We start from the raw sequence: 12,291 nt of genomic DNA, 5'->3' as shown, positions 1-12,291 counted from the left end.
CGGTTGTCGGGCGAATCTGAAGCAAGGAGCAACACAACGTGGGTCGATATTCGGAATGGCAACGGGCGCTCGTCGTCGCGGGTGCGCTGGCAGCAGGCGTCGCGATGCCGACGGTGGTCGCGGCGCAGGCCGCCGTACCGGGCGTGCAGCAGGATGAACCGGCGCCGGCGCGGCCGCTGAAGCCGAATCCCGAGTTCGCCCGCCTGCCGCGCTACGAAGGCACGCTCGGCGATCGGCCGATCGTCGTGCATCTCGGCCCGAAGACGGACGAGGAAGGCGTGCACGGCGAATACCAGTTCGCCGACACGGGCGAGGTCGTGCTGCTCGCGGGCGATCGCGACGGCGATACGCTCGAGATCGAGGAGTCGAACGACGGCACGAACATCACCGGCGTGTGGATTGGCCGCTTCGACGCCACGGGCGACCTGAAGGCCGACCGGATGAATTCGGACGAATCGGATCCGCAGCCGGTCGTGCTGCGTCTGGCGCCGGGCAAGCGCGCGGCGCTGCAGGTGCGCGACGGCCGCGTGCAGGAAATCGAGACGGTGGGCGGCATCGTCAACCTGCGTACCGACGACTGAGCGCGTGCTGGCTCGGTGTGCGCGGCGCGCATTGTACCGGGCCAAGCGTACCGATTTTGGCTACTCTAACGACATATTCCGCAACCGAACGGCCTCGTGCCCGGCCCCAGTCATGACTGCATCCACTCCCAAGCGCGCGCTGCAAACCCGTATCGTTCAACCCGACGACGTCATTCCGGAAGGCTTCCGTTCGTTCGTGCCGCCGGTCGCGCGCGCGTCGACGGTCGTGTTCCCCGATCTCGCGACGATGCGCGCGCTGGTCTGGCACGACGACAACCAGTGGCGCTACGGGCTGCACGCCACGCCGACGTCGCTCGCGCTCGCGCAGCGGCTCGCCGAGATCGAAGGCGGCACGCACGCGCTGCTGCAGCCGTCGGGTCTCGCGGCGATCATGAACGTCTACTTCGGGATCGTGAAAGCGGGCGACGACGTGTTGATTCCGCATAACGTGTACGGCCCGAACGCCGATTTCGGCAACTGGCTCGCGAAGGATTTCGGCCTGACCGTGCGCTTCTACGATCCGCTGATCGGCGCCGGCATTGCCGGGCTGATCCAGCCGAACACGCGACTGATCTGGCTCGAGGCGCCCGGCTCGGTGACGATGGAAGTGCCCGACGTGCAGGCGATCACGGCGGCCGCGAAAGCGCGCGGCGTACTCACCGCGATCGACAACACCTTTTCGGCGGGGCTAGCGTTCAAGCCGTTCGAGCACGGCGTCGACATTTCGGTGCAGGCGCTGACCAAGTATCAGTCGGGCGGCAGCGACGTGCTGATGGGCGCGACGATCACCGCGAACGCGGAACTGCACGCGAAGCTGAAGCTCGCGCGGATGCGCTGCGGGATCGGCGTGTCGGTCGACGATTGCTCGCTCGTGCTGCGCAGCCTGCCGAGCATGCAGGTGCGCTTCGACGCGCACGGCAAGAGCGCGCTCGCGCTCGCGCAGTGGCTGAAGGCGCGGCCGGAGATCGCGGCGGTGCTGCATCCGCAGATCGCCGACTGTCCGGGGCATGCGTCGTTCATGCGTGATTTCACGGGCGCGGGCGGGCTGTTCTCGGTGGTGTTCGATGAACGCTACAGCGCGGAGCAGGTCGACCGTTTCGTGGAGTCGCTCGAGCTGTTCGCGATCGGCTGGAGCTGGGGCGGCGCGTGCAGCCTCGCGATGCCTTACGACGTCGCGTCGATGCGTCCGGACTGGCCACATCGCGGCACGCTGGTGCGTTTCTACGTGGGTCTGGAAGACGAAGCCGACCTGCGCGCCGACATCGAGCGGGCGATGCAGGCCACTCTCGGCTGATCGCACGCCGGCAACGTCCGGCACAAAAACAAAACGCCGGCGCGATGCGATATCGCGCCGGCGTTTTTCATTGACGGTGCGGCGGGATCAGAACAGTCGCAGCAGCCCGTCGAGGCCGACATGGTCGAATGCGACGGTGGCCGCATCGCGCACGACGGGCTTCGCGTGGAACGCGACCGACAGGCCGGCTTCGGCCATCATCTTCAGGTCGTTCGAGCCGTCGCCCATTGCGATCGCGCGGCTCGGCTCGAGGCCGAGCGATGCGCACGTCTCGCGCAGCAGGCGCGCCTTCACGTCGGCGTTGACGATCTCGCCGAGCACCTTGCCGGTCAGCTTGCCGTCGACGATCTCGAGCGTGTTCGCATGCGCGTAGTCGAGGCCGAGGCGGGCTTTCAGCCGCTCGGTGAAGAACGTGAAGCCGCCCGACACGAGCAGCGTCTTCAGGCCGGCGGCCTTCACGCCGGCCAGCATCGTCTCGGCGCCCGGTGACAGTTGCAGCCGTTCTTCGTACACGCGCTCGAGCGCGTGCGCGTCGAGCCCGGCCAGCAGCGCGACACGGCGCGTGAGGCTTTCGTTGAAGTCGCGGATCTCGCCGCGCATCGCCGCTTCGGTGATCTCCGCGACCTGCGTTTTCAGCCCGCAGAAATCGGCGATCTCGTCGATGCACTCGATCGTGATCAGCGTCGAATCCATGTCCATCACCGCGAGCCCGAAATCGCCGAGCGTGCGGCCGGCCTCGACGAAGCCGAAGTCGAGCGCATGCGTGCCGCAGTACGCGTCGATGTCGAGGCGTTGCGCCGGGTTCGCGTTTTCGATGCGCAGCGCGTGATCGTCGGTCTGCACGACGCGGGTGCCGCGCGACAGCGCGAGCAGCGGTTTGTGATGGGCGTCCGACAGCGGCGCAAGACTCTGGATGACGAGATTGTGGGTCATGACGAGTGGTTGGGAGGCGAATGAATGACGTGCGCGGCCCGCGGGCGGCCGCCTGCGAACGCGGGCCCCGTGCGTCTGCGGGCCGTTGCGTCGCGAACGCGCCATTGTAGCCGGTTGGCCGCGCAGGGCGCCCGGCGCCGGAGCGAAACCGTGCGCGCAGCGGTAGCGCTCACCCGTTTGCGCGATCCCAATACGGCGGATCGCCGAAATGCTCGGCCAGGAACGCGATGAACGCGAGCGTTTTCAGCGGCACGTGCGCGCGGCTCGGATAGACGGCCCAGATCGCGACGTCTTCCGCGAACGGGTAATCGTCGAGCACGGTGACGAGCGCGCCGCTCGCGAGCAGCGGGCCGACGTCCCAGGTCGACTTGATCGCGATCCCGAAGCCGTCGACGAGCGCTTCGCGGATCGCCTCGCCGTTGCTCGCGACGAGCCGGCCGCCGACCCGCACGGTGAGCGGGCCCTGCGGCGTCGCGAACGACCAGTCGCGCTGGTCGCCGAGGATCACGCACTCGTGCTGGGTCAGGTCGGCCGGATGGCGCGGCGTGCCGCGTTGGGCGAGGTAGGCGGGCGAGCAGCACAGCACGCGGCGGTTGACGGCGAGCTTGCGGGCGACGAGCGTCGAATCCTTCAGCGCGCCGAGGCGGATCGCGACGTCGTAGCCGTCGTCGACCAGATCGACGATCTCGTCGGACAGCCGCAGATCGAGCGACACCGACGGGTAGCGGCGCAGGAACGCGGGAATCACCGGCGCGACGTGCTGGCGGCCGAACGACGACGACATCGACACCTTTAGCCGTCCGTACGGCTCGCTGCGGCCGCGCCCGACCGATGCGCGCGCGGCGTCGGCGGCCGCCAGCAGCGCGTCGGCGCGCGCCATGAAGATTTCGCCGTCCTGCGTGAGGCTGATGCGGCGCGTGGTGCGATGCAGCAACCGCGCGCCGAGCTGGCGTTCGAGCTGGGCGATGCGCGCGCTGGCGACCGCGGCCGACACGCCGAATTCTCGGCCGGCGGCGCTGACGTTCGCGAGCAGCGCCGCGCGCACGAACAGCGCGACGTCGAGCAGGTCGAGCGGCTTGTCGGGCGCAGGCATCGGATCGGACGTCATTATTCTGAAATTCCTGAAAATGTTTCAGGAAATATAGCGGTTTTCTCGAATGATCGGGGTGTCTACGATGGCACGCATGGAGGTTGCGCCGCAGCCTGTCCGAATTCCGTTGAAAGGAGTATCGAAATGAAAGCCGTTGGATTGACCCGTTATCTGCCGATAGACGACCCGCAAGCGTTGCTCGACGTCGAACTGCCGCAGCCCGTGCCGGGCCCGCGCGATCTGCTCGTGAAGGTGGAGGCGATTTCCGTGAACCCGGTCGACACCAAGGTGCGCGCGCCGAAGCCGCAGGTCGAGGAGACGCCGCGCGTGCTCGGCTGGGATGCGGCCGGCACGGTCGTCGCGGTCGGCGCCGACGTCACGCTGTTCCGGCCCGGCGACGAAGTGTTCTACGCGGGCAGCATCACGCGGCCCGGCGCAAACAGCGAATTCCACGCGGTCGACGAGCGGATCGCCGCGCTGAAGCCGCGCACGCTCGACTTCGCGGCGGCGGCCGCGCTGCCGCTCACCGCGCTGACCGCGTGGGAAGCGCTGTTCGACCGGTTGCGCGTGTCGCCGCAGGGCGCGGACGCCGGCAAGTCGGTGCTGATCATCGGCGGCGCGGGCGGCGTGGGCTCGATCGCGATCCAGCTCGCGAAGACGCTCGGCAAGCTGCACGTGATCGCGACCGCGTCGCGGCCGGCGTCGGCCGAATGGGTGCGCGCGCTGGGCGCGGATGCGGTGGTCGACCATTTCGGCGACCTGCCGGCGCAGTTGCGCGAGCTCGGGCATCCGACGGTCGACTACGTGCTGATCTTCAACGATACCGACCATCATTTCCCGGCCGCGGCGGAAGTCATCCGGCCGCAGGGCGGCATTTGCACGATCGTCGAGAACGCGAAGCCGGTGCCGGTCGAATTGCTGAAGGCGAAGAGCGCCGCGTTTCATTGGGAATTCATGTTCACGCGCGCGATGTTCGAGACGCCGGACATGATCGAGCAGCACCGGATCCTCGGCGAAGTCGCGCGGCTCGTCGACGGCGGCACGCTGCGCACGACGCTCGGCGAACAGCTCGGCACGATCAACGCCGAGAACGTGCGGCGCGCGCATCGGATGCTCGAGGGCGGGCGCGCGATCGGCAAGCTCGTGCTGAGCGGGTTCTGAGCCGGGTACGCGCGATTAAGGTCGCGGCGCCGCGAACGCAAGCGGGGTAACACCCGATGCGTTTGCGGCGCATTGCGTCCCGCTTGGCGGTAGACTGGCAGCGCATCATGCATCTAAAACCGCGCGGCACGCGCGTGCCGCCGCATGACAAGGAGGTCAGCATGAGCCAACGCAGCTTGTCGGTCGCCGCATCGTGGTCGGTCGTGTTCGCGGCGGCGTGCGCCAGCGCGAGCGTATTCGCGGCGCCGCCGGTCAAGGGCAGCCTGAAGGGCGGCGGTACCGGACAGCTCGAATACACCGTCAAGGTCGACTCGAAGACCTTCGGCAACACGCAGGAGACCCGCAAGATTCGCTCGGGCGAGACGGACGATTTCAACTGGAAATCGGTGCCGCCGAGCGGCGCGGTCGCGATGCCGGATGGCTGCCCGAACGCCGACAACCTGCCGCGCGACGCGAACGGCGCGATGGTGCGGCAGACCCAGGTGCGGCTCGCGCCGTCGGTCGACGCGAAGGGCGTCGCCAACGTGCAGTTGAGTTTCCAGGCGGCCGCACCGAAAGGCACGCGCAGCGTGACGGCCGGCGGCAAGTCGCTGCAGTGTCCGGACGTCGTGTCGGTGAGCCAGGTGAAGTGGGTGTCGATTCCGACCAACGGCGGGTCGAAGTCCGTGACGATGAGCGACGGAACCAAGGTGACGGTGTCGATCAAGCATTGAGCGATGCGCGCGAGCCGGAGCTTCTTCGGTGCGCGCGCAACCGGTTCGATTGGCGTAACGAGCAGGGCGGCGCGCGAGCAAGTCGCGCCGTGCCGCCGTTGCAATGCGCTCCGCTGCCCGCTTCGCGGTACGGCTCGCGCCGTCGCCGCCGCGCATCACTGCGTGCGCTCTTCGAGCCGCGACGCGAGAAAGCGGTGATCGGCCGAGAACAGCCGGCGATAGGTCATCAGCACCGCGCCGACGGTGCCGAGCGCGGACGCCGCGGCGATCAGGAACATGATCACGATCTGGTAGCGCACGGCCTGCAGCGGCGACTGGCCGGCGAGCACCTGGCCCGTCATCATCCCCGGCAGGCTCACGACGCCGACCACCGCCATCTGGTTCAGCGTCGGCAGCATGCCCGCGCGCACGGCCTGGCGTGCGGCGTCCTGCGCGGCTTCCCAGCGCGTCGCACCCAGCGCGAGCGCGGTTTCGACGCGATCGCGGCGTGCCGTGAGTTCCTCCATCATCCGCTCGACGCCGAGCGAGACGCCCGTCAGCGTATTGCCGAGAATCATCCCGAGGATCGGGATCGCATACTGCGGCGCGTACCACGGATGGATGCGGATCACGACGAACAGGCCGACCGCCGCGACGAACCAGCTGCTGAACCAGATCGACGCGATGCTGTCGACGCGCTGGCCGCGGTACGTGCGCTTGCCGCGCCCCGCGCCGGCGAAGCCGGCGATCAGCGTCATCAGCGCGGTGAGCGGCAGCACGACGTACCAGTGCGGATGACCGAACACCCAGCCGAGCACGTAGCCGATCGCCAGCAACTGCACCACGGTGCGCACCGCCGCGAGCGCGAGCTTGCGGCCGAGGCCGAGCGACAGCGCCGCCGAGATCGCGCCGTTGACGGCGACGAGCGCGGCGGCGATGCCGACGTCGACGAGGCTTAGGTCCTGCAGTGCCGGGCTCATTGCGCGGCCTCCGTCGGGTTGGCCGCGTGCAGGACGCCAGCCTGCATCACGAGCCGCATCGTGCCGATCCGCGCGGCCTGGGCCGGGTCGTGCGAGATCCACATGTAGGCCCGTGCGTCGGGCGCCGCGTCGAACCACGCGCCGACGAGCGCCTCGATCGCGCGCGCCGATTCGGGATCGAGCGCGGAGGTCGGCTCGTCCAGCAGCAGGACGTCCGGGTCGAGCTGCAGCACGCGCAGCAGCGCGGTAATCTGCGCTTCGCCGCCGGACAGGTCGCTCGCGCGCCTGTCGAGAAAGTCGGCGCCGCGGCCGGCCTGCGCGGCGAGCGCTTCGGCGCGTGCGCGGTCGAACGCGACGTCGCGATAGATCGCGAGCGAGTAGGGGTAGCGCAATTGCGATTCGACGGTGCCGTCCATCTGCGCCGGGCGCTGGCGGACATAGGCGATGCTGCGCCGGTAACGCGGGATCGCACTGCGCCGGATCCGGCGGCCGCGCCACAGGAGGTGACCGCCGTCGAGCGGATCGAGCAGCGCGAGCGCGCGCAGCAGCACGCTCTTGCCCGACCCGGACGGTCCGGTGATAGCAATTCGCGATCCCGCGGCGAGGCTGAAATCGGTCGGGGCGAGCAGCGTCTTGCCGCTGCTGGCGTCGCGCCGCGTGATGTGCCGCGCGTCGATGAGGCCGGTGGGGGAGGTCATGTCAAAAATGAAAAAAAGCGTTAATGGCGCCGAAAGGCCGCCATCTCGTGCGCCATAATACCGATTGAAAAGCCGCAGTTGTCGTGCGCCGTTCGTCCACGCAAGCGGCCCGGCATGGTGCGGCAACACTTCAGAACAACAACGGAACCGCCATGACGCTAGCCCGAACCATCGGCAAATCGGCTGCATGGATCGTCGGTATCGTCGCGGTGCTCATCGCGGCGGCCGGCATCTTTCTCTTCACGTTCGACTGGAACCGCGCGAAACCGTGGGTCAACGAACAGGTGAGTACGGCACTTGGCCGTCCGTTCGCGATCAACGGCGATCTCAAGGTCGGCTGGCGTCGTCCCGATGGCGAGACCGGCTGGCGCGCATGGGTGCCGTGGCCGAGTTTCTCCGCCACGCAGCTCGAGATCGGCAATCCCGACTGGGCGCAGGCGCCCAAGTTCGTCACGCTCGACGCCGCGCACTTCGACCTCGCGATTCTGCCGCTGCTCGCGCATGAAATCGTGATCCCGTCGATCGACGTCGTGAATCCCGCCGTCGATCTCGAGCGGCGCGCGGACGGCAGCAATACGTGGACGTTCCAGTTCAAGCAATCGTCGCAGCCGTCGCGCTGGAAGGTGCGGCTCGACAGTTTCGGTTTCGCGAAGGGCACCGTCACGTATCGCGACGCGATCACGAAGGCCGATCTGACCGTCGCGATCGATACGCTCGGCCAGCCTATCCCGCTCGGCGACGTGCTGAAGGAGCAGGAGCAGACGTCGCGAGCGGCGTCGGCGCAGCGCGTCGGCAAGCACGGCGCCGCGCAACTGGGCGCGAAGGTCGATGCGCAAGCCGCGTCGGGCGCGTCGGCGGCAAGTGCGGCTGCGGCCTCGGGTGCGTCGGCGGCGAGTGTCGTTGCTCCGGCTGCTGGCGGTTCGTCGGGGGCATCCGCTTCGTCCGCGCCTTCCGCGTCAGCGGCTGCCGCGTCCGGCGCGAGCGGGGCCGCGGCGCCCGCGAAGCCCGCCGGCCCGACCTATGCATTCGGCCTGAAGTTCGACGGCCGCTACAAGAACGTGCCGATCAGCGGCACCGGCAAGGTGGGTGGCGTGCTGGCGATCGAGAACGCGACGCGGCCGTTCCCGCTGCAGGCCGACGTGAAGGCCGGCGATACGCGGCTCGCGATCGTCGGCACGCTGACCGACCCGAGGCATCTCGCGGCGCTCGACCTGCGGCTGTGGCTGCAGGGCACGTCGATGTCGCACCTTTACCAGCTCACCGGCATCACGCTGCCCGATACGCCGCCTTACGCGACCGAAGGGCGCTTGATCGGCAACTTCAAGCCGAACGCGAGCACCTTCCGCTACGAGAACTTCAACGGCCGCGTCGGCGGCAGCGATCTCGGCGGCACGCTCACCTGGGCGCAGCGCGAGCCGCGGCCGAAGCTGTCGGGCGAACTCGTGTCGAACCTGCTGCAGTTCTCTGACCTCGCGCCGGTGATCGGCGCCGACTCGGCCGCGAGCAAGAAGAAGCGCGGCGACACGACGCGCCAGCCGCCGGACCGCGTGCTGCCGGTGGCGACGTTCCGTACCGAACGCTGGAGCGCGATCGATGCAGACGTGAAGTTCACCGGCCGCAAGCTGATCAAGAGCGCGCAGTTGCCGATTACGAACCTGTACACGCACATCCTGCTGCAGGACGCCGTGCTGACGCTCGAGCCGCTGCAGTTCGGCGTCGCGGGCGGCACGCTCGCGACGAATGCGCATCTCGACGGTAGCCGCACGCCGCTCAAGGGGCACTTCACGCTGAGCGCACGCCACCTGAAGCTCAAGCAGCTGTTCCCGACTCAGAAGGTGATGCAGACCGCGCTCGGCGAGATCAACGGCGACGCGTCGCTGTCGGCGACCGGCAATTCGCCGGCCGCGCTCGCCGGGACGTCGACCGGCGAAGTGAAGGCGCTCATCACGAACGGCCGCATCAGCCTCCTGCTGATGGAGGCCGCGGGCCTGAACGTCGCGAACGTCGTCTACGAGAAGCTGTTCGGCACGCGCGACGTCAACATCAATTGCGCGGCGATCGATTTCGTCGCGAACGACGGCATGCTCGAGCCGAAGGTCTTCGCGCTCGATACCGACGATGCGCTGATCAACGTCGACGGCCCGATCAACCTGCGCGACGAATCGCTCGACCTGAAGATCCATCCGCACACGAAGGGCTTCCGGATCTTCTCGCTGCGCTCGCCGTTGTATGCGAAGGGCACGTTCAAGAACCCGAAGGTCGGCGTCGATGCGGGCGCGCTCGCGCTGCGCGCCGGCGCGATGGTCGGGCTCGGGCTGATCAACCCGTTCGCGGCGCTGATCCCGCTGATCGCGCCGAGCAACAACCGCGACGTGCCGTGCTCCGAGTTGTTCGGGCAGATGAAGGCGCAGGCCGCGCAGAAGGCGGCCAAGAAGGCCGGCAAGTAATGCTCAGCCGCCGGAGCGGCTTGCTCCGGTGCGCCCGGGGCGGTTGCGGCGCTCGAGCGCCGGCTGTGCGACGCCGCCGGGGGCGTTCAGCGGCGCGCGCGGGCCCAGACGAGCACCGGTTCGACCTCCCGGCCGCCGATCCGGATCGGGGCGGTGGTGCCGAGTTGCAACCGGTCGCCGTCCAGGCTGACGACACGCTGCTGGACGTTGCCGATCCAGTTCGGATACAGGCTGACGTCCATTTCATGAGTCAACGTGCCGTCGTCGTCGACGTTGAAGGGGCCTGAATACGCAATGTAGCCGTGCGCCGCGGCCGCGCGCTCCTCGACGCTGCCACCCTGCAGGTCGCCGTCCGCGTAAGGCGGGCGGCCGGCCGCCATCAGCTGCGCGGACATGTAGCCGTCGGGCGTATAGAGGATCCAGCCCCGCGCGTCGCGGCCGAGCGGATAGGTGATGGTCCCGCCGTCACGCGGGCGGATTTCGTAGGACACGAGGCGCCATGCGCCGACGAGTCGTTCGCGAAGCTGGCTGGCGAGCATGCGGGATTCCGGTAGGACGGCGGTGACGCGCGTGCCGTCGTGTTGACGGGCCGCCGGGCGGCGGGCCGGAGTTGCCGGAAAGCGCTGCCGGGGCGGGGCGGTCGGCAGTTTCTCCGACACCTGCTAAAATACACGGTTTTCCGTCGATTTCTCTCTTACGGGACCTGCCGTGCTTTCTACTGCCAACATCACGATGCAATTCGGGCCGAAGCCCTTGTTCGAGAATATCTCGGTCAAATTCGGCGAGGGCAACCGCTACGGTCTGATCGGCGCGAACGGCTGTGGCAAGTCGACCTTCATGAAGATCCTCGGCGGCGACCTCGAGCCGAGCGCCGGCAACGTCGCGCTGGAGCCGAACGTGCGCCTGGGCAAGCTGCGCCAGGACCAGTTCGCGTACGAAGACGTGCGCGTGCTCGACGTCGTGATGATGGGCCACACCGAGATGTGGGCCGCGATGACCGAGCGTGACGCGATCTACGCGAACCCGGAAGCGACCGACGACGACTACATGCACGCGGCCGAGCTCGAAGGCAAGTTCGCCGAATACGGCGGCTACGACGCCGAAGCGCGCGCGGGCGCGCTGCTGCTGGGCATCGGCATCGAGGAGAAGTTCCACAACGGCACGATGGCCGACGTCGCGCCGGGCTGGAAGTTGCGCGTGCTGCTCGCGCAGGCGCTGTTCTCGAAGCCGGACGTGCTGCTGCTCGACGAACCGACCAACAACCTCGACATCAACTCGATCCGTTGGCTCGAGCACACGCTCAACGAGTACAACTCGACGATGATCATCATCTCCCACGATCGTCACTTCCTGAACTCGGTGTGCACGCACATGGCCGACATGGACTTCGGCACGCTGAAGGTCTGGCCGGGCAACTACGACGACTACATGCTCGCATCGGCGCAGGCGCGCGAGCGCCAGGCGGCGGCGAACGCCCGCGCGAAGGAGCGCGTGGCCGAACTGCAGGATTTCGTGCGCCGCTTCTCGGCGAACAAGTCGAAGGCGCGCCAGGCGACCAGCCGCGCGAAGCAGATCGACAAGATCAAGATCGAGGAATTCAAGCCGTCGTCGCGCCAGAACCCGTTCATCCGCTTCGAGTTCGAGAAGAAGCTGCACAACGTCGCGGTGGTCGCCGAAGAGATCACGAAGAAGTACGAGCGCACGATCTTCCAGAACTTCAACCTGTCGGTGCAGCCGGGCGAGCGCATCGCGATCATCGGCGAGAACGGCGCGGGCAAGACGACGCTGCTGCGCTCGCTGCTCGGCAACCTGCCGCTCGATCACGGCACGGTGAAGTGGGCAGAGAACGCGAATGTCGGCTACATGCCGCAGGACACGTACGAGGAATTCCCGGACGACATCACGCTGATGGACTGGATCGACCAGTACCGCAAGGACGGCGACGACGAGACGATGGTGCGCGGCACGCTGGGCCGCCTGCTGTTCTCGTCGGACGACATCAAGAAGTCGGTGAAGGTGCTGTCGGGCGGCGAGAAGGGTCGCATGATCTGGGGCAAGCTGATGCTCGGCCGCCACAACGTGCTGCTGATGGACGAGCCGACCAACCACATGGACATGGAGTCGATCGAGTCGCTGCAGATCGCGCTCGAGCAGTTCGAAGGCACGCTGATTTTCGTGTCCCACGACCGCGAGTTCGTGAGCGGGCTGGCGAACCGGATCATCGAGGTGCGCACGGACGGGACGCTGTTCGACTTCGGCGGGAATTACGAGGAGTTCCTGACGAGCCAGGGGCAGGAGTAAGTGCCCTGAGGTTTCCTCCGGGCGTGGGCCAGGTCGGGCATCACCGTACGGAGCGAACCGCCGGAAGTGCTACGGGCCCGCATCGACAGCCATGTCGATGCGGGCTTTTTCATA

11 protein-coding genes are annotated in these 12,291 nt (G+C 67.9%); 6 read left to right on the top strand and 5 right to left on the bottom strand.

The window, feature by feature from the left end; translation table 11 throughout:
• Window positions 1-38 precede the first annotated feature (38 nt).
• The gene (locus LGM42_RS06615) at window positions 39-581 is read left to right on the top strand and encodes a hypothetical protein (RefSeq protein WP_226231837.1); all 543 of its coding nucleotides are present in this window, start codon (window positions 39-41) and stop codon (window positions 579-581) included.
• Window positions 582-693: 112 nt separating this feature from the next.
• Entirely contained in the window at window positions 694-1,875 is a 1,182-nt protein-coding gene (locus LGM42_RS06610; protein WP_060318748.1) for a cystathionine beta-lyase, read from the top strand.
• Between the two features lie 87 nt (window positions 1,876-1,962).
• Here the strand turns inward: LGM42_RS06610 and serB are convergent, their stop codons facing one another.
• Together serB and LGM42_RS06600 are read right to left on the bottom strand one after the other, a co-directional pair.
• A complete protein-coding gene (gene serB / locus LGM42_RS06605) occupies window positions 1,963-2,808 on the bottom strand; it encodes a phosphoserine phosphatase SerB (protein WP_059583505.1) in 846 nt (281 codons plus the stop codon).
• 169 nt (window positions 2,809-2,977) lie between these two features.
• Complete coding sequence (locus LGM42_RS06600) at window positions 2,978-3,916, bottom strand: LysR family transcriptional regulator (protein ID WP_226231836.1); 939 nt, start codon at window positions 3,914-3,916, stop codon at window positions 2,978-2,980.
• 126 nt (window positions 3,917-4,042) lie between these two features.
• Between LGM42_RS06600 and LGM42_RS06595 the strand changes: the two genes are divergently transcribed.
• Together LGM42_RS06595 and LGM42_RS06590 are read left to right on the top strand one after the other, a co-directional pair.
• Window positions 4,043-5,059: a zinc-binding alcohol dehydrogenase family protein gene (locus LGM42_RS06595; RefSeq protein ID WP_059583502.1), complete on the top strand. Its 1,017-nt coding sequence runs from the start codon at window positions 4,043-4,045 to the stop codon at window positions 5,057-5,059.
• A gap of 161 nt (window positions 5,060-5,220) precedes the next feature.
• Complete coding sequence (locus LGM42_RS06590; protein WP_060318844.1) at window positions 5,221-5,772, top strand: DUF6013 family protein; 552 nt, start codon at window positions 5,221-5,223, stop codon at window positions 5,770-5,772.
• Window positions 5,773-5,927: 155 nt separating this feature from the next.
• On the opposite strand, the gene LGM42_RS06585 is transcribed toward LGM42_RS06590, so the two are convergent.
• Both LGM42_RS06585 and LGM42_RS06580 read right to left on the bottom strand, forming a co-directional pair.
• Window positions 5,928-6,731 carry an ABC transporter permease gene (locus tag LGM42_RS06585; RefSeq protein WP_059583499.1) on the bottom strand — a complete coding sequence of 268 codons (804 nt, stop codon included), beginning with the start codon at window positions 6,729-6,731 and terminating at the stop codon, window positions 5,928-5,930.
• On the bottom strand, window positions 6,728-7,429 hold the full coding sequence (locus LGM42_RS06580) for an ATP-binding cassette domain-containing protein (RefSeq protein ID WP_226231835.1): 702 nt from the start codon (window positions 7,427-7,429) through the stop codon (window positions 6,728-6,730). The genes LGM42_RS06585 and LGM42_RS06580 overlap by 4 nt, the downstream gene beginning before the upstream one ends.
• 152 nt (window positions 7,430-7,581) lie before the next feature.
• Here LGM42_RS06580 and LGM42_RS06575 point away from each other — a divergent pair, with 152 nt between their 5' ends.
• On the top strand, window positions 7,582-9,876 hold the full coding sequence (locus LGM42_RS06575; protein WP_226231834.1) for an AsmA family protein: 2,295 nt from the start codon (window positions 7,582-7,584) through the stop codon (window positions 9,874-9,876).
• 86 nt (window positions 9,877-9,962) lie between these two features.
• On the opposite strand, the gene LGM42_RS06570 is transcribed toward LGM42_RS06575, so the two are convergent.
• Window positions 9,963-10,415, bottom strand: a complete 453-nt coding sequence (locus LGM42_RS06570) for a lipocalin-like domain-containing protein (RefSeq protein ID WP_059583495.1) — start codon at window positions 10,413-10,415, stop codon at window positions 9,963-9,965.
• A 169-nt stretch (window positions 10,416-10,584) separates the two neighbouring features.
• Here LGM42_RS06570 and LGM42_RS06565 point away from each other — a divergent pair, with 169 nt between their 5' ends.
• Window positions 10,585-12,177: an ABC-F family ATPase gene (locus LGM42_RS06565; RefSeq protein ID WP_060318733.1), complete on the top strand. Its 1,593-nt coding sequence runs from the start codon at window positions 10,585-10,587 to the stop codon at window positions 12,175-12,177.
• Window positions 12,178-12,291 lie beyond the last annotated feature (114 nt).

It is taken from the genome of Burkholderia sp. AU39826, assembly GCF_020419965.1.
Classification (GTDB): domain Bacteria; phylum Pseudomonadota; class Gammaproteobacteria; order Burkholderiales; family Burkholderiaceae; genus Burkholderia; species Burkholderia semiarida.
Note: the sequence above shows the minus strand (reverse complement) of the source record. Positions and strands in the feature narration are given on the sequence as shown.